The 20880-nt window shown below is 44.4% G+C and carries 18 protein-coding genes and 1 other annotated feature; of the genes, 5 read left to right on the forward strand and 13 right to left on the reverse strand.

Annotated elements, in window-relative coordinates; translation table 11 throughout:
- Window positions 1-43 precede the first annotated feature (43 nt).
- Entirely contained in the window at window positions 44-1114 is a 1071-nt protein-coding gene (locus NSQ91_RS22510) for a M24 family metallopeptidase (protein WP_036682862.1), read from the reverse strand.
- A 74-nt stretch (window positions 1115-1188) separates the two neighbouring features.
- Window positions 1189-1680 (reverse strand): YqhR family membrane protein, encoded by a 492-nt coding sequence (locus NSQ91_RS22515; protein ID WP_076278402.1) that lies wholly within the window; start codon window positions 1678-1680, stop codon window positions 1189-1191.
- Window positions 1681-1887: 207 nt separating this feature from the next.
- Here NSQ91_RS22515 and NSQ91_RS22520 point away from each other — a divergent pair, with 207 nt between their 5' ends.
- On the forward strand, window positions 1888-2835 hold the full coding sequence (locus NSQ91_RS22520; protein WP_094901946.1) for a DUF1385 domain-containing protein: 948 nt from the start codon (window positions 1888-1890) through the stop codon (window positions 2833-2835).
- Between the two features lie 7 nt (window positions 2836-2842).
- The gene (locus tag NSQ91_RS22525) at window positions 2843-3181 is read left to right on the forward strand and encodes a hypothetical protein (protein ID WP_036682871.1); all 339 of its coding nucleotides are present in this window, start codon (window positions 2843-2845) and stop codon (window positions 3179-3181) included.
- 87 nt (window positions 3182-3268) lie between these two features.
- On the opposite strand, the gene NSQ91_RS22530 is transcribed toward NSQ91_RS22525, so the two are convergent.
- The 3 genes from NSQ91_RS22530 to mntR all read right to left on the reverse strand — a co-directional run bounded on the left by NSQ91_RS22530 (window position 3269) and on the right by mntR (window position 6663).
- Window positions 3269-4198: a patatin-like phospholipase family protein gene (locus tag NSQ91_RS22530; RefSeq protein ID WP_076129640.1), complete on the reverse strand. Its 930-nt coding sequence runs from the start codon at window positions 4196-4198 to the stop codon at window positions 3269-3271.
- A gap of 88 nt (window positions 4199-4286) precedes the next feature.
- Window positions 4287-5975 (reverse strand): family 10 glycosylhydrolase, encoded by a 1689-nt coding sequence (locus tag NSQ91_RS22535; RefSeq protein ID WP_076303983.1) that lies wholly within the window; start codon window positions 5973-5975, stop codon window positions 4287-4289.
- A gap of 262 nt (window positions 5976-6237) precedes the next feature.
- Entirely contained in the window at window positions 6238-6663 is a 426-nt protein-coding gene (gene mntR / locus NSQ91_RS22540) for a transcriptional regulator MntR (protein ID WP_036682880.1), read from the reverse strand.
- A gap of 193 nt (window positions 6664-6856) precedes the next feature.
- On the opposite strand from mntR, the gene splB reads away from it, so the two are divergent.
- A complete protein-coding gene (gene splB, locus NSQ91_RS22545; protein WP_076184169.1) occupies window positions 6857-7933 on the forward strand; it encodes a spore photoproduct lyase in 1077 nt (358 codons plus the stop codon).
- Here the strand turns inward: splB and NSQ91_RS22550 are convergent.
- From NSQ91_RS22550 to NSQ91_RS22585, 8 genes are all read right to left on the reverse strand, one after another.
- Complete coding sequence (locus tag NSQ91_RS22550; RefSeq protein WP_339187953.1) at window positions 7930-8643, reverse strand: cytochrome c biogenesis CcdA family protein; 714 nt, start codon at window positions 8641-8643, stop codon at window positions 7930-7932. The genes splB and NSQ91_RS22550 overlap by 4 nt on opposite strands.
- 136 nt (window positions 8644-8779) lie before the next feature.
- Window positions 8780-9583 (reverse strand): metal ABC transporter permease, encoded by an 804-nt coding sequence (locus NSQ91_RS22555; protein ID WP_036682884.1) that lies wholly within the window; start codon window positions 9581-9583, stop codon window positions 8780-8782.
- A 371-nt stretch (window positions 9584-9954) separates the two neighbouring features.
- Window positions 9955-10704: a metal ABC transporter ATP-binding protein gene (locus NSQ91_RS22560; RefSeq protein WP_076281385.1), complete on the reverse strand. Its 750-nt coding sequence runs from the start codon at window positions 10702-10704 to the stop codon at window positions 9955-9957.
- Window positions 10705-10738: 34 nt separating this feature from the next.
- Entirely contained in the window at window positions 10739-11737 is a 999-nt protein-coding gene (locus NSQ91_RS22565) for a metal ABC transporter solute-binding protein, Zn/Mn family (protein WP_076277679.1), read from the reverse strand.
- Window positions 11738-11940: 203 nt separating this feature from the next.
- Window positions 11941-13953: a methionine--tRNA ligase gene (gene metG, locus NSQ91_RS22570; protein WP_076306154.1), complete on the reverse strand. Its 2013-nt coding sequence runs from the start codon at window positions 13951-13953 to the stop codon at window positions 11941-11943.
- Window positions 13954-14000: 47 nt separating this feature from the next.
- Window positions 14001-14261, reverse strand: a binding site (T-box leader).
- A gap of 40 nt (window positions 14262-14301) precedes the next feature.
- A complete protein-coding gene (yidD, locus tag NSQ91_RS22575) occupies window positions 14302-14565 on the reverse strand; it encodes a membrane protein insertion efficiency factor YidD (protein ID WP_036682893.1) in 264 nt (87 codons plus the stop codon).
- Between the two features lie 2 nt (window positions 14566-14567).
- Complete coding sequence (locus NSQ91_RS22580; RefSeq protein WP_036682896.1) at window positions 14568-15029, reverse strand: Fur family transcriptional regulator; 462 nt, start codon at window positions 15027-15029, stop codon at window positions 14568-14570.
- 219 nt (window positions 15030-15248) lie between these two features.
- Window positions 15249-17489 (reverse strand): stalk domain-containing protein, encoded by a 2241-nt coding sequence (locus NSQ91_RS22585; protein WP_340919904.1) that lies wholly within the window; start codon window positions 17487-17489, stop codon window positions 15249-15251.
- A 346-nt stretch (window positions 17490-17835) separates the two neighbouring features.
- Between NSQ91_RS22585 and NSQ91_RS22590 the strand changes: the two genes are divergently transcribed.
- Both NSQ91_RS22590 and NSQ91_RS22595 read left to right on the forward strand, forming a co-directional pair.
- A complete protein-coding gene (locus tag NSQ91_RS22590; protein WP_076134511.1) occupies window positions 17836-19605 on the forward strand; it encodes a sensor histidine kinase in 1770 nt (589 codons plus the stop codon).
- Window positions 19606-19617: 12 nt separating this feature from the next.
- Window positions 19618-20862 carry a response regulator gene (locus NSQ91_RS22595; protein WP_076184175.1) on the forward strand — a complete coding sequence of 415 codons (1245 nt, stop codon included), beginning with the start codon at window positions 19618-19620 and terminating at the stop codon, window positions 20860-20862.
- The last annotated feature ends 18 nt before the right edge of the window (window positions 20863-20880 follow it).

Genomic DNA, 20880 nt, shown 5'->3' on the forward strand with positions numbered 1-20880 from the left:
AAATCCCTCCTGAATTCGATAATTAAACTACTACTTTTCTTACTTACAGTACTGTATATTCTTTGGACGAATGGGTCAGCAGCGATATTCCGCTCTCGGTGATCACAATATCGTCTTCAATACGTACTCCGCCAATCCCCGGCAAATAGATACCTGGTTCTACAGTAACGACCATTCCCGGCTGCATGATATCGTCACTCAGCTTGGACAAACGCGGCCATTCATGAACTTCCATTCCAAGTCCATGACCCGTGCTATGTCCAAATTGATCACCATATCCGTAGCTAGCGATGATATCACGTGCCAGTGCATCACATTCCCGTCCAGTCATACCCGGTTTGATATGTGCCAACGTATGTAGCTGAGCTTCCAGCACAATATCATAGATTTCTTTCAGCTTCGGATCTGGAGCTCCGAGTGCAATGGTACGAGTCACATCTGAGCAGTATCCATCGAGTAATGCACCGAAATCAAGCGTAATAAATTCATTACCTTGAATTACACGGCTGCTTGCTACGCCATGCGGCATGGACGAACGTTCACCTGAAGCAACAATCGTATCAAACGATGACGCAGTTGCCCCGTGGGTACGCATATAGAATTCCATTTCCAAATCGACGTCTCTTTCAGTCATGCCTGGTTTGATCACATTCAGAATATGATTGAATGTAGCATCAGCCAGATCAGCTGCACGTTGCATAACAGCAAGCTCTTCAGCATCCTTGAACATACGGAGGTCTTCCACGGCTTTGGAAACTGGAACTAACACTGCCGGCTTAAGGGCTTCCGCATATGAGGTATAAGCGCTGAATGAGACATCATCCTGTTCGAAACCAACACGTACCTCACTGCCTGTTGGCAGCAACTCGCGTACTGTATCAATAAATTTAGGACCATGCTCTACAACCTTAACTCCTACCGCTTGATCCGCAGCCTGTGTCATGTACCTGAAGTCAGTTAGCAGATAACAATCATCGCTTGTCACCAATACATAACCGGACGATCCGGTAAATCCACTTAAATAGCGGCGGTTATAACCGCTGGTTATTAACATTGCTTCCAATCCTTTATCCTGCAAAACCTTACGCAGCTTGGAGACGCGCTCGTTACCCATTTTCATTCTCCTCTCGAAATAGCCACATTGTATTTTAACATAGGGATATCCCCTTGAGAAGTTTTTTCGAGCCGTTAGGCAAGTGCAGTCGCTTGCTCACGCTTTCGTTCGTCGGTATACTCAATCGCCGCTGTGTATCCAATGAACATCCCCCAAAGTAAAAAAAGGCAGAACTCACTAATCACAGTGTTCCACGGCAGCTTAAAAGGCGGCTGCATAAGAAATATTTGCGAGCCGGGAATAAATATAACTACCCACCACAAAACACCATAAACCAATCCTGGCCAAGGTCCCTTCAGCTTGCGCAGAATAAGCACATATAGCAGTGAGGCTATCACTGAAAATAAGATGAAAAACAAATAACCCACGAGATGTCCATACATTGTCGTCAGAAAAGTATGTTTAAAAAACGGCTCTGCTAAATAACCAGGACTAACCTTGGTAAAGCTGAACCAGTAGATTAACCAGTGCAGCCCTCCCCAAATCAAACCTGCGAAAAAACCTAATTCGAGCGCAAAAAACCAAATATTAGTATGATCTGATTGTTGTTGATGTGATTTGCTCATAGAATTGCCTCTCTTTCCGTATTTTTAATACCGATTTGTCTCTCCTTGTCCATATAAGGTAGTATGTGCAGCAAAAGGCGATCCAACTAGTAATGTCTTCAAAAATTAGTTACAATGTATTATATAAATCATATTAATTACGGGAAGGTGAATTGGTTGTCCCAGGAAACTCCCAGCTATGGCGGCCAAGCCGTCATTGAAGGCGTCATGTTCGGCGGCAAGCATATTAATGTAACAGCCGTGCGACGAAAGAATCAGGAGATTACATTTTTGGAGGTGCCAAGAAGCGATAAGAGCTGGGTCACTAAACTGCGCAAGATTCCGCTGCTTCGCGGCCTTGTCAGTATTATAGATGCCAGCGCCAAAGGCTCTAAGCACTTGAACTATTCGGCTGAATCCTATGCCGAAGATGAATTGGAACCCGAAGAACTGGCGAAAGAGAAAGCTAAGCCGAAGAAAAAGGACGAAGGCTGGAGCCTCGGAATGATTTTTGGCGTTGCTGTAATGGGTATTCTCTCCTTCTTATTCGGAAAGCTCATTTTTACGCTTGTACCAGTATTTGTCGAAGATTTTTTATTCAAGAATGCATTTGATAACTATGTACTGCACAACCTCATAGAAGGCGGCATTAAAATGGTTCTCTTGCTGGTCTATTTATGGGCGATTTCGCAAACACCTGTGATCAAGCGGCTATTCCAGTATCACGGTGCGGAACACAAAGTCATCAGCGCCTTTGAAGCAGGCGAAGAGCTGACTGTCCAGAACGTTCAGAAATATAGCCGTCTGCATTACCGCTGCGGAAGCAGTTTTATGATGCTGACGATTATCCTCGGCGTTATTATTTACTCCGTAGTACCCTGGGATAATCTTTGGGAACGTGTGATCCAACGGATTATTCTGCTGCCTGTCGTAATCGGTGTTTCGTTTGAGGTTCTGAAGGGTACCAACGCAGTAAGAGAAATTCCAGGTCTCAAATACTTGGGATACCCTGGACTATGGCTGCAGCTGCTCACTACCAAAGAACCAAAGGATGATCAGGTAGAAGTATCCATCGCCTCTTTCAATCGTATGCGTGAGCTTGATGCAGAGATTGAAGCCAGAGGATATACGGAGGCAAGTGTGTCAGGCGGCATATTGGATCCTGCGAAAGGATGAGTGTCCTATGATCAGGCATGCTTTAATTTTTTGGATTTCAGTAATTCTTGCAATATTCGGTTTTGTGATTGGAGTCTTGACTGAGCCTTTCTATACGCTGTCGAAGCTGATTCTCCCCTTAGTACTGTTAGCGATTATCTATTATGCTTACAAAATGGGACCAGGGAAATACGCTCGCAGCAGTAATGGATCTAGAATCAAAGTCAAACCTTCGCAGAAAACCATGACCAAGGTTGCTGGGATTCGCAAGACACAAGCAGCACCAGGCAAACGTAAAAGTTATCCCTTCCAAGTCATCGAAGGAAATAAAGGGAAAAACGATGATCAGCTTCCGAAGTACCATTAACTAAATAAAAACAAACACCAAAAAGCATCTCCACGTTTCAAAATAACGTGTGGGATGCTTTTTTTCTGATATTATAAAGCTTGCTTGTTATCTGGGGCGCCACTCCTTAAAGAAGTCTTCCCCTGCCTTCAGTCCGGCGGCATACAATTCGTCGCTTTGCATCTTCGTAATATTAAATTGGGTCGTGCCGATACCAAGCGTTGGGATGGTTACCGTGCGGACATATTTATCATCTTCAATATATTTCTCATCATGAGCAGACAGCATGGTGCTTACCATAGCTTGCAGCATACTGAACGGCCCCCTAATCCTGTGGGGCTGCGGGTCGGTTTTACCTACTGTTTGATACCCTACCGTAGGGATTCTTTTCCCCGTCACTTTACTATTCTCATTCATCCCGTCAAATAGCCATAAAGGAAAATTGCTTAATAACCCTCCGTCCACAACGTATACAAATTGCTCAATAAAAGACTTCCCTCTCGCGGACTGTCCATTTAACCTGAGCATCACTGGATCAAAAAAATAAGGAATACTGCAGCTCATTCGCACAGCCTTAGCCACCTCAAAATGTTCAGGAGAGATTCCATACTGTTCCAACCCATCTGGTAAGACCAATATCCGGCCATTGGTAATGTCAGAAGCAATTATAGATAGTTTGCCTGGAGGCAGATCACGAAAAGTGATAATTCCCTTTTTTAGCAAAAGCGATCTCATCCACGATTCCAAGGCTTCACCCGAATACAATCCCTTCTTCAATAACACTCGCAGTGCAGGACCTACCCAAGCCGTATTATAGATGGGAGCTCGCTTCATAAACGATGAAAAAGAAGTTCCTTGGATCATCCGACTCATTTCCTCACCTTCATAACCCGCAGCCAGTAAAGTCGCTACAATTGCGCCTGAGGAGGTTCCAGCGACCTTTTTAAAGGTTCGCCCCGCCCTTTCCGTGGCTTCAACTGCTCCAGCGAGAGAAATCCCTTTTACTCCCCCTCCTTCAAACACAGCGTTAATCTCCATACACAAAAATCCCCCGTTTCCCATAGATTCTATTGCTTATCTATGAGCACGGGGGAGCATTCATGACTCCTTATCTAGAACAGTTATCTTATTTGGACTGAAAATAAAAGGTCAGCAAATTTGATAATCCAAACGGATTGCGGACTACAATGTCATTTGCTCTGAACATAATACTGCCTGCAACCTCTTTATATTTCTCATTATATTTAAGCTGGTTGATGATTTGGTCGCCACTTTGCCATTCTGCTTTCTGGTCACTTGCTCCAACCTTATAAGCAGCTTGCCCAATATAGAGCTTAACATTCGTATTCTCTACCTCTTTAACCCACCAATCTACTAGCTTATCGTAACGGGCAGTGCTAAAGGACAGACTCCAATAAATTTGCGGTGCGACATAGTCAATCCAGCCTTGCTTGATCCATGTCCGAACATCGGCGTACATATCGTCATAAGCGGTAACTCCAGCTGTGGTATCCGAACCTGTGCTGTCTTTTTTGATATTACGCCATACACCAAACGGACTAATTCCATAAGAAACCTTCGGTTTCACCTTATGAATCTGTTCTCCCAATTGACGAACGAATTCATTAATATTATCGCGGCGCCAATCCGCCTTAGAGGACAGGTTCTTCGTGTTATAAGTCTTATAAGCAGTATCATCGGCAAAAGATACACCTGAAGGATAGAAATAATCATCCAAATGGACACCATCTACATCATAGCCTTTGACGACCTCCAACACTGTATCGATAATGTGCTGGCGGGCTGCTGGGATCCCTGGATTGATGTATTTTTTACCTCCTGCGTCTACAATCCATTCCGGATTTGACTTAGCCACATGATTACTTGCTAATGCGGATGTAGAAGCATCCGTTGTCGCGCGGAATGGGTTGAACCATGCATGGAACTGCATACCGCGTGAATGTGCAGCGCTGACCATATAGCTCAACGGGTCATAACCCGGATTTTTTCCTTGTGTGCCGGTCAGCACCTTAGACCAAGGAACTAGAACAGAAGGGTACAGGCTGTCTGCTGAGGTTCTAACCTGTACAAAAACAGCATTAAAACCAACAGCTTTTAGCTTGTCCAGCAGATTATCAAATTCTTGTTTTTGTTTCGCTTCGTTACCTGCAGAAGCTACTGAAGGCCAGTCCAGATTAAATACTGTAGAGATCCAGGCTCCCTTCATCTCCTTGTTAGCCGACGCACCAGGGATACTTGGAACTGTTGGTGAGGTCGGTTTTGGAGTCGCTGTAGGGGGTGGGGTCGGCGTTGGCGTAACGACAGGAGTCGCTGTAGGTACTGCTGGTGTTTCCGGATCAGCAGCCTGCGGCGGCTCTGTATTAGAGTACAAAGAAATATGTTTGGTTGCCTGATCCCAGATAACCTGTAACCCCAATTGCTCACTTACAAAACGAAGCGGCACCATAACCCGTCCCTGCTTAATCTGTACTGAGGTGTCAAGGGCTACAGAAGCATTATTAACTAATGCACTTTTCTGGCCACTGGTCAGCTTGATCTCTGTATCTCCTTGCGTGATTGTAACTGTCTTACTGCTTTGATTCCAAACTACTCCAGCACTCAACCCTTTACTAATGACGCTAATTGGCACCATCGTTACATTCGAAGCTGTGATATACGGCGGCACATCGCTTGCCAGCGCCTCGCCATCCAGTTCAATGGTAATCTGCACAGCTGCCGCACGTGCCCCAGGAGACCATAAAGGCAGAAACAATACTAATACTAGCAATCCCAACATCCATTTACGATAATTCATAATTCCTCCCCAAATCTAAATAATATGTATCCTATAAAAAAAGAAAAAACGGATCAATCCTCCAAGTTGATGTACCGATTCCACCCTTCAAAAGAGCGGTATCAGTCTCAGCCAGAAAAAGGACTTATCCGTTTTGACGCTAAAAACTGGGAAAGGTTGCACTAAACAAAATAGAAACGGCTATACCATCAAGTAGTTTATGCTCACCAAAGCCTTGCTGGGCATAACTTTAAGGACGGTATCCGTTTCGGGAAAAAACATTTCAAGAATCGCTTGCCAGTTCATTGTGAATAGCATATAAAGTCTGCAGACGTTCTTCATCGCGGCGGAAATATTCCACCAACGTTTCGATACGTGTAATCGAATCCCAACTCAGGTGGTGCTCGATCCCTTCAACATCATTATAGATAAATTCCTGCTGTACTCCGATCAAACCGAGGAATTCTTCCAATAGTTGATGACGATCAACAAGACGTTTCCCTACTTTTTTCCCTTTGTTGGTTAGGACAAGCCCACGATATTTCTCATAGATGAGATATTCGTCCTTATCCAGTTTTTGGATCATCTTGGTCACAGAGGAGGGGTGTACTTCCAGTCCCTCGGCAATATCCGAGACCCGCGCATAACCTTTCTCATCAATGAGCTTATATATGCGCTCCAAATAATCCTCCATGCTGGGTGTTGGCATTAAAATTTACCTCTTTTCTATAATGAACCTGGCGCCGAGCCAAACCTTGCTCTAACAATGATACATGTTTCTAACGCACCTTGGCAAGTCCTTCAAGAGAACATGGGGAGGAGTTACCCATGATTGCCATGCTTCTAATGAGACTCAGTTAGGCATAATAAACGTACTCATCTTTCAGAAGGAGCGTGAATTCATGACTATAGTGACACCTGAGACCCCTCCCGTAAAGAGAACCAGAAAAGCTACAGCCCTTTTTGTCCCCGAGCTTGTTTTCTTCGAGCCGGATGCTTTAAATTACCCGAAAGGTGAACGAATTATGGAATGGGTGAAGGCTAACAATATTCCCTATCGCATGACTACATCGCATAACCGTATAATGAATTTCCCGGGTGACACAGAGGTCGAGCAATATAAAATTGCCAAAAGAACACTTGTAGTCGGCCTGCGCAAAACCTTAAAGTTTGACCAATCCAAACCCTCCGCAGATTATGCAATTCCAATCGCAACTGGCTGTATGGGCCACTGCCATTATTGTTATTTGCAGACTACTTTAGGGGCAAAGCCTTACATTCGTGTATATGTAAACACCGATGACATCATTGACGCCGCCAAAAAATATATCGAGGAGCGCAGCCCTGAAATCACGACTTTTGAAGCAGCCTGTACCTCAGATCCGTTAGGACTGGAGCATATTACCGGGTCTCTTTCAGAACTCATCACATTCATGGCAGCGGAGCCCCTTGGCCGCCTGCGCTTTGTGACCAAATACCAACATGTTGAACCTCTACTCGATTTGCAGCATAACGGACATACCAGAATTCGTTTTAGCGTGAATGCTGACTATGTGATCAAAAATTTCGAGCCTGCTACCTCGCGGTTTGAAGAGCGAATTGAAGCGGCTGGAAAGGTTGCCCGCGCCGGCTATCCACTGGGCTTCATCATTGCCCCAATTATTTGGTATGACGGCTGGCAGGAAGGCTATGCGGAGCTGCTGGCCAAATTAGCCAAGACCCTTCCGCCAGAAATCGGAAAAGGTCTAACCTTTGAAATGATTCAGCACCGATTCACCAAAACAGCCAAGACTGTAATTGAGAAACGTTACCCGAAATCTAAACTAGAAATGGACATGGAGAAACGCAAAAAGAAATGGGGCCGCTGGGGACAGAACAAATATGTCTATCCGGATGAACAGCAAACCGCCCTGCGAGAATTTATCACAGAGCGGATTTTTGAGCATTTTCCGGAAGCAGGTATTGATTACTTCACCTAAAAAATCAGCCAATCCGGCGTTATTCCTTGTAGCCACACTGTGATCCGGAACATTTGATCCGTGAACAGCAAAACACCCATAAATACCATAAGTATGCCGCCAATTTTCATCAGCAGATTCGAATACTTGAGGATACGCTTCACTCCGCCTAAGAAAAAGGCTAAGAGAAAAAATGGCAGAGCAAATCCGATGCTATACGCGGTAATCAATGTAAACCAAGTGCCCGGGTCACTTGCCGAAAGAGCAATAATTGCCGTCAAAATCGGTCCGATACAGGGTGACCAACCCGCAGAAAAACCAATCCCGAAAATAAAGGAGCCCACATAACCCGCCGGTTTCCATTTTAAATCAAGCTTACGTTCGCGAAGTAAAAACTGCGGCTGAAAAATCCCAAGCAAAAACAAACCCATTACAATAATTAGAATCGCCGACAATTGCCGGATCAGATCACGCTGGCCATTAAAGAATTGCCCGAATAACCCAGCCCCAAAACCAAGTGTGTAAAAAACTGCAGAAAAACCTAATATAAATGCCAATGTATGAGTCAGGGTGCGTACACGAACCTCTTTAGAGTTGCTGCCTGATTTTAATTGTTGAACGGATAACCCGGTAATGTACGATAAATAAGAGGGGTACAGCGGTAAACAGCATGGCGATATAAACGATGCCACCCCTGCGGCTAAAGCAATTCCTGCATTGATATTAGACAAAATAGCGGCTCTCCTTCCGGCATTCGAGTCACTTCATGGAGCTGCTTATGGCTCCTTTTTTTCGCTTATCGTCCTTACAAGGACACCGAAGGCGTTTATGCTTGCCTAATGCGATACCGATTACTTAATTCGCTGTTTATGCTGGCAATCCCTTTTTACCGATCAAGGTTAATACCAATAATGATATGAGCAAAAGCACAATAGTTGCACCGGGAGCCAAATTCCAGACTCCAGCTACCACTAGTCCACCTACAACGGCTATCTCCGAAATAATAACCGCCAGGATGACCGAGGATTTAAAGCTACGAGATAGCAATAAGCTGATTGCAACCGGAATAGTCAACAAAGCAGATACCAACAGCGAGCCTACGATCTTGATGGCTGTGCTAATCACAAGTGCTGTCAGAATGGTGATCAGCATGTTAAGCAGTTTCACCGGAAGCCCGCTTACACTTGCTGCATCCTCTTCAAAGCTAAGCAAAAAGAACTCTTTAAAGAACATCGAAACTACCACTACAACAGCTATAGTCACTATGCCTACAACGATCAAATCGGTATTATCGAGCGTATAAATGCTGCCGAACAAATAACTCATTACGTCCGCATTATACCCTTTTCCTAAGGTGAAAAAGAGAGAAGCCAACGCCACTCCGCCTGACATTATAATGGCAATCGACAGCTCCGCATAACTCTTATAAGCCTTACGAAGCTTTTCAATCGCGAAGGACGCTACCACTGCAAAGATAAGGCCTGCGCCCAGCGGATAAAATCCTGTTAGAAAACCGAGTGCCACCCCCGCTATAGTAACATGAGCCAGCGTATCACCAATCATGGATAATCGTCTAAGCACAAGAAAAACGCCTATAAGCGGCGCTGTTATACCAATCAGCAGTCCGCCCGCAAGCGCCCGCTGAAAAAAATCGCTAAATAGTATTTCCAACTTAAACTCTCCTTCATACAAAACTCAAACCATTTTAAAGCCTTTTTCAAACCTTTTTCAAACCTTTTTCGATCCCTCCCAAACCCTCCCTTCCAAGGGAGGGCCCCAAGGGCTCTGCCCTCTGGACACCCGTTAAGTGCAACTAGCGTAGGAGTTAGTGTTACTGAACATAGTTAGGTCGGGGAAAGATCGCTTTCGTCCCTAAAGGGACACGCTTGCAGACTGGGCGGTGCTTAGATAAGAGAAAACAAGAAATAGGAACAAGGTCGAAATACTCCTAGTAAAAACCCTGTCTACTGACTAACTTCCACACGCAAGTTATGTATGCACTGAGAACAGAGGCAAACCTCTGCTCAGAGTTTAATTATGACTTAAGAGAGCGTGTGCTGCAGATTCTCTTCTGTGCAATTCTGGAGATCATGTGAGTGGCGGGAGTAAAAGTTGATTTTACCATTCGTCTGCACGGGCTCATGACCTAAATAATTTTTGATCATGTCGATATCATGTGACACCATCAGGAAGGTCATATGATGATGAGCATGCATATGCGTAATTAATTCAAAGAATCCCGCTTGTGATTCGGCATCAATACCCACGGTAGGTTCGTCCAAAATCAGCAGGTCAGGATGGTTAATCAGCGCCCGAGCCAGAAAAACACGCTGCTGCTGACCGCCTGACAGCTGGCCTACTCTTTTCTCCGCAATATCTTGTATCCGCATGACTTCAAGTGCATCCTCACATTGACGATGCTGAGCCTTAGATACTCTGCGGATCAGATTCTTGTTATTATATAGACCTGACAGAACTACTTCACGCACCGTTGCTGGAAACAATGGGTTGAAGGCATTTTTTTGCGGAACATATCCGATCCGTTCCCAGTCTTTAAACTTGCGGACAGACGTTCCGAATAATTTAATTTCACCACTGCTCGCTGGAAGCAAGCCGACGATCATTTTCATCAATGTTGTTTTACCAGCACCATTAGAACCAATGATACCAAGGAAATCTCGTTCTCTTACACTATAGTTAAGATTCGATATCACCTTCTGTTCCCCATATGAAAAAGAAAGATCCTGTATATCGATGATATGCTGATGGCAGTCCAAGGATACCGATTGCATGCTTAAGTACCGCCTTTCCCTTATACTTTCCTTATTATTGTAAGGCCATAATCAGATTTTGCAAATTTTTCTCCATCAGAGTGAAGTAATTGTCGCCGTTCTTCTCTTGCTCCGCAGTAAGTCCCTCTACCGGATTAAGCACCATAGTGGAAACGCCCGCTTCGGCGGCCAGAGTCTTAGCCAGTTTATCGGAGACAAGCTCTTCAAAAAAGATATACTTAATCCCTTCATCTTTTACCATTTTCGCAAGCTTCACTAAATCCTGTCCGCGCGGCTCAGCGTCTGGCGAAAGTCCCATAATCGCATGTTGATCCAATCCATAATCACGGGCAAGGTAAGAAAAAGCCTGATGTGATACTACGATCTTATGGTTGGGCAGCTTAGCAAGCTCCTCTTTGAATTTACTGTCTAACGCCTGCAAACGTTCCGCAAGCTTATTGTAACGCTCTTCATAACCTTCTTTATGCTCAGGATCCACGGACTGAAGGCTTTCTTTAATATTCTGAGCCATGACAATGGCTGATTTTGGACTTACCCAAGTATGCGGGTCTGTATGCAGGCTGTCTCCTGAGGCATTACTGTTATGATCCGTGTCCTCATTTTGATGAGACTCTTCCTCACTTGCCCCATGATCATGCCCGTCATCTTCATCGGTCATGATATAATCAATACCTTGACTTACTTCAACCGCCTTAACTTTACTGCTGCTATCAAGGCCTTTTAAAAAGTTAGGAACCCAGCCTTCTAAGCCTGCACCGTTATATAGAAATAGCTGTGCCTTAGAAGTGTTGATAATATCTTGACTGCGCGGTGTCCAATCATGTGGCTCCACACCCACTGGAAGCAGGTTAATAGCATTGATATCTTCCCCGCCAATCTCCTTAGCAAACTCGTAAATAGGATAAAAGGTTGTAACTACATTTACTTTCCCTTCAACTATACTTCCACTGCTCTTAGGTCCGCATGCACTTAGTGTAAATACCAGTACCAGTGCAAGGACGAGCAAACTTATACGTGATTTCATTGCCGCCATTATATTGATCTACCCCTCAAATCGTAAATTTTACTATTAGTAGTATAATAGTAATCGTTACGATAAGTCAACAAAGAAACCTCACTCAGAAGAAAGACGGTATCGTCCTTTATAAAAAAGGAATGCTCCCACAACCAACCCGGCTGAAGGAGCATTCCTTTGTTCAAGCAACCTCATTAAAAAATTTCTACAACAATATTGTCTTATTTCACTACTGCTCCGTTTGGCATGCTGTCCGGCACGGTAGCGATCGTTAGCTGGTCACCTTTAGAAGCCGCCAAAATCATCCCTTGGGACAACTCCCCACGCAGCTTCACCGGCTTAAGGTTTACGATACAAATCACTTTACGTCCCACCAGCTCTTCCGGTGTATAGAATTTCGCGATACCAGAAACCACTTGACGTTGTTCATAACCCAGATCCAGTTGCAGCTTCAGCAGCTTGTCAGCTTTTTTCACTGGCTCTGCAGCAATAACCTGAGCTACCCGCAGCTCTGCTTTAGCGAAATCGTCAATGCCGATTTCCTCTTTATGCTCTTCCACTGGCTCGGAGTCCGCAGCAGCAGGAGCAGCCGATTCCGCCACTTCAGCCGCAGCTTTACCAGCGCCCATAGCCTCGGCAATATAAGCTACCTCTTGCTCCACATCTAGACGTGGGAAGATTGGATTGCCTTTCACCAGCTTTGTTCCTGCCGGAATCAGGCCAAAGGTCTTACCGCTATCCCAAGTCGTTAACTCACCAGGCTCAATACCCAGCTGTTCCCAGATTTTCGCTGGTGTTTGTGTCAAGAACGGCTGCAGCAGGATTGAAGCGGTACGCAGACCTTCCACCAAATGTCTCATCACAGAAGCCAGCTCGGCGGTTCTATTTTCATCTTTGGCAAGCACCCAAGGTTGTGTCTCATCGATATATTTGTTGGTGCGGCTAATGAATATTCCGATAGCTGTCAGCGCCACGGAGAACTCCATTTTTTCCATAGCTTCTTCTACTTTGGCATAAGTATTCTCAGCCGCAGCTTGAAGCTCACCATCAAATGCTGTTACATTTCCTTCATATGGCGGAATCTCGCCTGCAAAATACTTTTCAACCATAGCCCCTGTACGGTTCAACAGGTTACCAAGGTCGTTGGCAAGATCATAGTTAACCCGGTCTACAAAGCTTTCCGGTGTGAACGTGCCATCCGAACCAAACGGTACTTCGCGCAGCAGGTAGTAACGTAATGCATCCAAGCCATAACGATCAATCAGTGTCACAGGATCAACTACGTTACCTTTAGATTTCGACATTTTTCCATCTTTCATGAGCAACCAGCCATGGGCAAATACCTTTTTCGGAAGGGGTTCCCCAAGCGCCATCAGAATGATCGGCCAGTAAATCGTATGGAAACGAACGATTTCTTTACCAACGATGTGTACATCCGCAGGCCAGAACTTGTCATACAAGGTGCGATCCTCGGAACCATAACCCAGAGCAGTAATATAGTTAGTCAAAGCATCAATCCACACGTACACGACATGCTTCTCGTCGCCCTTAACTTTTACGCCCCAATCAAAGGTTGTACGGGAAACTGCAAGGTCTTCCAGTCCGGGTTTGATGAAATTGTTAATCATTTCGTTCTTACGGGATTCCGGCAAAATAAACTCTGGATTCTCCTCGTAAAATTGCAGCAAACGATCCGCATATTTACTCATCCGGAAGAAATAACTTGCTTCCTTCACCAGCTCAACCGGGTGGCCGCTATCTGGGCTTTTTGCACCAGTAATCACACCGTTGTCATCACGCACTATATCAACTAATTGCGTTTCTGTGTAAAAGGTTTCATCTGGGATACTATACCAGCCTTCATATTCACCTTTATAGATGTCTCCTTGCTGCAGCAACCGATCAAAAATATCCTGTACCACTTTTTTATGACGCTCTTCCGTAGTACGGATGAAGTCATCGTTCGAAATGTCCAGCTTACGCCATAGCTCCTTAATACCAACAACAATGTCGTCTACGAACTGCTGAGGGGTCTTTCCTGCTTCCTCTGCCTTCCGCTCGATCTTTTGTCCATGTTCGTCTGTACCGGTTAGATAACGCACTTCGTAGCCGCGCAGACGTTTGTAACGGGCCATTGCGTCTCCTGCCACGGTTGAATAAGCATGTCCGATATGTAGCTTGTCACTTGGATAATAAATTGGTGTCGTTAGGTAAAACGTTTTTTTCTCACTCATTCAGTAATCATCCTTTCTTATTAAAAAACAAAAAACTCCCGCCCCCATAATGGGGCGAGAGTATAACTCACGCGATACCACCCAAATTTCCTGTCTCTTCACAGAGCGCAGGCTTCGCCAGTTCCCTCGCGGGAACTGTCCATTAACGCTGGATCACGCTGTTATCTTACGTGAACCACAATTGCAGTTCCCGCTCGAACACAGTTCCTCCCGGACCATATTCAATCTAACGCTCCATACCGGATTTCAGCATATTCCGGCTCTCTGTAATGGACGTAACGATTTACTTATCCGTTCTTCGGAATTCATACTATTACTTGTGAATATACCCAATGGTAAGGCCCCATGTCAAGTCGCAGGGGCAGAATCCTTCTCAGCAGATTCATCTTGAAGAGGCGGCACAGGATCAAGTCCTCCAGGATGAAAGGGATGACATCTGGCAATCCGCTTAGCTGCAAGCCATGAGCCTTTCAATGGACCATGGACTTCAATGGCTTCCAGGGCATAGGCAGAGCAGGTTGGATAGAAGCGGCATGTTGCAGGTTTAATAGGGGAAATGTACCTGCGATACACCCGAATAGGCGCCTGAATCGTTCTGCGTAGGGTCACCATTTCTAAAGTCCCTTTTGTTTATCTGATGCTGCAACTAATTCTTCTTCCCGGTTCTCTTCACATTCTTTGCAATAACCGAACACCTCAAATTTATGCTTGACTACCCGGAATTGATCGGGTGTATCCGTTAAATTCATCGGGCAGAAATTAATCGGGTAGGTCTTTTGGCATTGAAGGCAGATCATATGATGGTGATGATCCTGATGATTGCAGCTTCCCTTGAACTTCACTCCGTCTTCAAAGACAATCTGTTCAAGCACACCAAGCTCTTCCATTACACGAAGATTGCGGTACACCGTATCAAAGCTAAGTCCGCTATACTTACGGCCCATATGCTCATATACATCCTTCGCTGACAAATATCCCTTATTCTCGCCGAATAACTGGGCAAGCGTTTTGCGTTGGTCGGTGATTCGCAGTCCTTGCCCCGACATGACTTCTAATATTTGTTCTGTCGACAGCATACGCTCATCTCCCATAAGATCAGTTCATTTATATTTCACTCTCTTAATAATGCCCCAAAATAAATGCCCCGTCAATGAAGCACCATGAAGCGCCCCTACGCAACCTCTGAATTATTATATTTAAACAAAAGCCCGGCTGCGTATTCCTTTACGGAATATTCAGCCGGGCCTTTATTGTAGATAATTCCCCAATAGAGCTTATAGGGATATTCCTATTTATTATTTCTTTGCTGGAAGTGGAGTGATGAGGAAATTGACCGGCAAGTTACTGCCTGAAGCTGCTGTGAACAAAATCTCCACAGAACCTCCATACTCACCACTACGATAAACCACACTGTTCATGTCAGCGTTCGAGAGACTTCCCACGCTTGGCATATGCACGATTTGGTTATTAACCATAACCGGCCCCATATAGTTACCGCCACGTGGATTAAACGTAATCAATGAGTTTGGTGCAACATTTTCGAATCTGATCTTGTATAATACCCCGAAATTACCGGCATTGGATGCTTCCGTACCTGCCATTGGGTCTACGCCAGCCAGGTTCTTATCACTGTAATTATCGCCTAGCAGAAGTTTTGCAGGAGTTTTTCCTACCTCATCGGTAACCGTGATAATACGAGTAGAATCTTCGTAAGTTCCCCGATTATGCACTCCGTCTCGATCCAGAACTGGAAGTGTTGGAAGTGTAGTCAGTGGATCTTTATTCGCATCAATCAACATGACATTATAATCGATTGGATAATCACTAAATAAGTCCGCTTGAAGTGAAACAATTTCACTTGGTTTCATAGCAATTTGGTTTAGATCGGTCAGAATTGAGACACTTTCCCCTGGTTGCAGAACAATCGTTTTATAATGCTCATTTGTAAGCATAGATTTCCAATAACGTTCTACAGACATTTTACCAGTACCTTCAGGATATGTGCTTGGGCCTGCAAAGCCCACATATTCGGTTGTAAGCGTCGTTGGGTACAAATTGTTATTCGTAGCAATCACATACACTTTAGCTTTAATATTCAGGTTATTCTTGTGGTGAATCAAGAAGCGGGTTTTACCCAAAGAAGTCTCACGGTAAGTAACACCTTCTGTATACACCGTTTCTGGGCTGTTGCTGCGAATTAGTTTATAAGGCTCGGAAGAAAGATTATAAGCTACTTGCTGCCAAGTAGGAACCATCGATCCATCGATGCTAAACACACTGCCCGGAGATGCAAATAATCTGTTGAAATCTTCTTTACTGTACAAGATTTCATCCGAAATATTAACGGTTTTCTCAAACGTGCTGATCGCGCCATGTGAATCTTTTACTTGGACAGCAATTGTCGCTGGACCCGGAGTAAAGAAAGCCTCGGCCTTGTTCGTCCAAGTTACGGTAATTTCATCACCATCAGGATCGCTACTTAGATCGGTATAAGTAATCATTTCACCCATCTTGTATGAATCCTTGTCTGTAGTGAAATTAGCAACTGGAGGTGTATTAGGTTTAAGCACTGTGATGGTCATGGTGTAAGGATCACTCCACTGTTGATTCGCATCCATTACGGAATAGGTTACTACATAATATCCTGGTTGATCATAGATATCCTGCTTGTTACCTCCCCAGCTTTCATCCACAATAGCTACACCATTTGGTGACGAGCTGGAGGTTACGAAGGTCACTGGTTCACCGGCGTAAATTTCAGTTGGCACTGTGAAGGAAGCTTTAGGCTTGTTGTTTAATGTAAGGATTACTCGTTTTTGCACATTATCAACGGTATATGGAATGCCCAGTGCCCCAGTTATGGATGTCAATGGAACCATGAAAGTCCCCTTGTATTGGTAAGCTGGACCTTTCATCGTCTTCTTCTCACCATTAACTGTATAGACCTTGCTGTCGGTCTTAAAGCGCATAACGTCGCTTCCCTTGGTAACAATGGTTTCTTTCGTTTTATAATCATAAACGTATTTCACGCCTACACGTTCTACCATAGCCCGGATCGAAACGTAGGATACGCCGTTTTTCACTGCCATAGGCTGATTAGCTAAATATTCCTGGCCGTTCTGATACATTTTGTTGCTGTTCATCATAAGAATAAGCTGATTGCTAGCCGCAGCACGAGCACCATCTGTTGTTGTAGGTTCTGTAGTAACTCCAGGAGTTGCAGTCGGAAGCGGTGTTGCAGTAGGTGCAATTGTTGCTGTAGGTTCAACAGTAGCCGTAGGATCAACTGTCTCTGAAGGAATTGGAGTTGGTGTTGGTGTCGGTGTCGGTGACACTACTCCTCCTGGTGTCTCCGTCGGCAACGGCGGCAATGGATCAGTAGATTCTGGCATTACCTCCGGCGCAGCTGAAACAACTGTCCCAACTACAGTAGTATTACTTGGGGTATTATTGACAGCTTCAGCAAAAGCCGGCACTGCCGCGGCGGCCTGAGATACGGCCAAAACAGCAACTAACGTTAACTTTTTCAAATCCATGATATAACTCCTCTGCTCCTATTTGTAAATATAAGTAGGTCTCTGTCTTTTTCATACTCCTCTTATATTCCCCGCAAAATGCTGCCACCCACGGTAGGGCGGCAAAAAGCTTTTGCCACGATCGTCATAACAAACATAGTATTAGACGCATGCCACCATAAAAAGTTTCATTATTAAGTAAAGAAAGATTAACGCTGTATTAAATATTGTTGGACAACCACGCTGTTTCCCCTGAAAAAAATGAGATTTTTTCTATAAATATGTTTATTTTTCGTCTGACTATATTCGCTTTCATTTGCTTTTGTTACAATGTATGGAAGAATATCTTTTACATGCGAGGGATAACATGTCCAAAAAAATCTCCATCCTCGTTCAATTAATCATGGGCTTCTCTCTAATCATCTTCACCATCGTAGGATTCACCATTTTTTTGTCCTACCGCTCTTCCTCTCAAGCTGTTCTAAACCGCTCCAACCAATATATCCTGGAATCCGTCAAGCAACTTCAAGGTAAAATGGACGCAATTCTTCAGGATAACGATAAGCTTTCTTCTACGATCATGTTCAGTCCCTTGATTCAAGAAACCTTGGGTGACTTAGCGTTGTCACGTTCACCTCGTACAGACGCCATGGAAATTACTCGTTACATAGATCAACAGACACGTTCCATAAACTCTGACATCCAGTTCAAGCTGCTCGGTCTGTCCGATGATCAGGTGTATACCAACAGCAGTTCCTTAAAGGTCATCTGGGACAGCGAAAAGGAAATCCGCGATGCTTATTGGTTCCCGGCTATAGCACAGAATAAAGGCCGAATGGTCTGGTTCGGTGTAGATGTATGGCAGAACGGTAATATCCCTGTGGTGATGGGAGCCAGACAAATTAATGATTGGAATGATCTAAACCGGTTAGGAACCCTGTTTCTTGTCCTCCCTGTCGAGGTTATCCATAACGCTGTCAGCCAATTTCACCTCGGCAAAAACGAGAAAATCCAAGTTGTTGATTCATTTAATACCATTGTCTATTCCACAGATCCAAAAGAAATTGGACTCTATATGAACGACGGGCTTCTAAAACAATTCAGCAATCATAAAGCCAGAATCGTTCCACAAAAAATAAACTCACGCAATCTGTTCGTATCCTATGCCTATTCCGACTATAGCGAGTGGAGCGTTTTTGCTTACATTGATTCTAAAGACGCTGTTAAAGATTTAAATACGATTCGCCGGAATATTATTTTAATTGGCCTGCTGGGGATGGGTGCTGCCCTACTATTCACTTTCTTTTTCTCTTGGACCCTATCCAAGCCCCTTCGTAATCTGGCAACCAAGCTGAGCAATGTCGAACGGGGAACTACTTTACCTTTTGTAAAAACAACCATGAACAAAGAAATGGCTATCCTTTATTCAAGCTATAATTCGATGCTCCAAAACCTGGATCATACTATCGCTGACCTATCCAGCAAACAAATCAGTGAAAAGCAAGCTCAGATCGTAGCACTCAAAGCGCAATTCCGCCCGCATTTTCTTTATAACACTTTGAATACAATCTATTGGTCGCTCGCCAACAAGCGCATGCAGGAAGAGTCCCAAATGGTACTCGCTCTAAGTGATCTGCTCCGCTATAGTATTGACCGCGGATCCGAATTCGTTACAGTTGAGGAGGATTTAAAGCAATTAGAACGGTTCATTTTTCTCCAGAAGCTGCGCTACGAGGACAAATTGCAGATTGATCTTTTTGTAAATCCTGAGGTTATGAATGGCCAGCTTATGAAATTAACCCTTCAGCCACTTGTCGAAAATGCCATTACTCATGGACTTGAACCCACACTTCGGGAAGTATGGCTAATTCGCATACGCGCCTATAGTGAAGGAACATCTCTGGTGTTAACTGTAGAAGACAACGGGGACGGCATGAGCGAGGAAAGTATGGCAGACGCATTAGTCGGCGGTGAGGTTAATCCGGAGAAGCTGCTTCATACCGGAATTGGACTATCTAATCTAAATCATCGCATAGAGCTAATCTACGGACAGGAATTTGGTCTACAGCTATCAACAAGCGAGCTTGGTGGCTTATTTGTGAAGGTCACTGTTCCATTACAGTATGATCAAAGTTAAGGGGGCACAACGATGAATGTGTTAATCGTGGACGATGAAAGTTTTGTTCGCCGTTCTCTGTCAGAAATGCTGGGAAGTGCGAATCACAACTTTAGCATTATTGGCTCGGCAGAGAACGGTTTAGAGGCTGTGCAATTGTTAAAAGAGCATATGGTTGATCTGGTGATATCCGATATCCGAATGCCCGGCATGGATGGGCTGGAACTCGCTAAGCATATCCATGAATGTTATCCAGACACTGAAACCGTGCTGCTCACAGGTTATCAGGACTTCACCTATGCCAGTCAAGCCATCCGTTATGGTGTAAAGGAATATTTGGTTAAACCAAATTCAGTAGAACATATTCTTGAAGTCGCAACAGGCGTATATGAACGTCTTCAATTGAAGAAACAGCAGAGGCAATTAACGCAGCTAAGAGAAAAAAACCTTCGGGAGAAACGCTTATCTGATCTTCTTTACGGCATCCCGTTGCCCTATTTTGAAGAACAACTTATTCCTCCTTTTCATTCCTTTGTAGTCGTAACCGTAAACCATCTTGGAGTGGGCATGCCTCAGAACTGGTCGGAACAAGCCATGTATGCAGCAGTTATAAATATATTAGAAGAATGTTTTGCGCTGTACGCCAACGTTGTTGGCATTCAAGAGGAGCAGGAAGCCATCATGCTATTATTCTATCCTCTTGAGCAGCCTAACGGCGTTGATGAGGTATTGACACAAGAGCTGCTGCATAAGCTATCAGGCATTCTGAAATCGCCATTTTGTGCAGGGGTCTCCAACCCTCACTATCAATTGGGGGCGCTCGCAACCGCCTATCATGAGAGTCTGGAAGCTTGTCAGCAGGTCAAAAAAGAGAGTACGCCATCCGTTATCTTTTTCAGAGACCTCTCCATGCATTCGGCTTCTCCACAGCTCACTGAACAACTACAAGTAAAGGCAACGCGCAGGGTAATCTCTATGATGATTGAGGTTATGAATTCCCGGCTCCAAGAAAATCTCTCCCTCAAGATGATCGCAGACGAACTGTATATGAATCCTACCTATCTCGGCCGATTGTTTAAAGATGATGTAGGGGAGCCTTTCTCTAGCTTTCTTACCAAACTTCGTATTCAAAAAGCTACTGAATTATTAGAGAATGTTACTCTCAAGGTATATGAGGTTAGCGAATTAGTAGGCTTTAAGGATCCTGCATATTTCAGTCTCATTTTCAAGAAATATATGGGGATGACTCCTCAGGAATTTCAGAAGCACAACAAATAAAGCAGAGGTGTGTTTCTC

This window comes from Paenibacillus sp. FSL R7-0048 (genome assembly GCF_038004505.1).
In the GTDB taxonomy this organism is placed as follows: domain Bacteria; phylum Bacillota; class Bacilli; order Paenibacillales; family Paenibacillaceae; genus Paenibacillus_AQ; species Paenibacillus_AQ odorifer.

What these genes read in the sequence shown, in the direction of transcription:
- NSQ91_RS22510 (WP_036682862.1), bottom strand. Translation starts at nt 1,114, where the DNA reads ATGGGTAACGAGCGCGTCTCCAAGCTGCGTAAGGTTTTGCAGGATAAA.
- NSQ91_RS22515 (WP_076278402.1), bottom strand. Translation starts at nt 1,680, where the DNA reads ATGAGCAAATCACATCAACAACAATCAGATCATACTAATATTTGGTTT.
- NSQ91_RS22520 (WP_094901946.1), top strand. Translation starts at nt 1,888, where the DNA reads ATGTTCGGCGGCAAGCATATTAATGTAACAGCCGTGCGACGAAAGAAT.
- NSQ91_RS22525 (WP_036682871.1), top strand. Translation starts at nt 2,843, where the DNA reads ATGATCAGGCATGCTTTAATTTTTTGGATTTCAGTAATTCTTGCAATA.
- NSQ91_RS22530 (WP_076129640.1), bottom strand. Translation starts at nt 4,198, where the DNA reads ATGGAGATTAACGCTGTGTTTGAAGGAGGGGGAGTAAAAGGGATTTCT.
- NSQ91_RS22535 (WP_076303983.1), bottom strand. Translation starts at nt 5,975, where the DNA reads ATGAATTATCGTAAATGGATGTTGGGATTGCTAGTATTAGTATTGTTT.
- mntR (WP_036682880.1), bottom strand. Translation starts at nt 6,663, where the DNA reads ATGCCAACACCCAGCATGGAGGATTATTTGGAGCGCATATATAAGCTC.
- splB (WP_076184169.1), top strand. Translation starts at nt 6,857, where the DNA reads ATGACTATAGTGACACCTGAGACCCCTCCCGTAAAGAGAACCAGAAAA.
- NSQ91_RS22560 (WP_076281385.1), bottom strand. Translation starts at nt 10,704, where the DNA reads ATGCAATCGGTATCCTTGGACTGCCATCAGCATATCATCGATATACAG.
- NSQ91_RS22565 (WP_076277679.1), bottom strand. Translation starts at nt 11,737, where the DNA reads ATGGCGGCAATGAAATCACGTATAAGTTTGCTCGTCCTTGCACTGGTA.
- metG (WP_076306154.1), bottom strand. Translation starts at nt 13,953, where the DNA reads ATGAGTGAGAAAAAAACGTTTTACCTAACGACACCAATTTATTATCCA.
- yidD (WP_036682893.1), bottom strand. Translation starts at nt 14,565, where the DNA reads ATGGTGACCCTACGCAGAACGATTCAGGCGCCTATTCGGGTGTATCGC.
- NSQ91_RS22580 (WP_036682896.1), bottom strand. Translation starts at nt 15,029, where the DNA reads ATGCTGTCGACAGAACAAATATTAGAAGTCATGTCGGGGCAAGGACTG.
- NSQ91_RS22585 (WP_340919904.1), bottom strand. Translation starts at nt 17,489, where the DNA reads ATGGATTTGAAAAAGTTAACGTTAGTTGCTGTTTTGGCCGTATCTCAG.
- NSQ91_RS22590 (WP_076134511.1), top strand. Translation starts at nt 17,836, where the DNA reads ATGTCCAAAAAAATCTCCATCCTCGTTCAATTAATCATGGGCTTCTCT.
- NSQ91_RS22595 (WP_076184175.1), top strand. Translation starts at nt 19,618, where the DNA reads ATGAATGTGTTAATCGTGGACGATGAAAGTTTTGTTCGCCGTTCTCTG.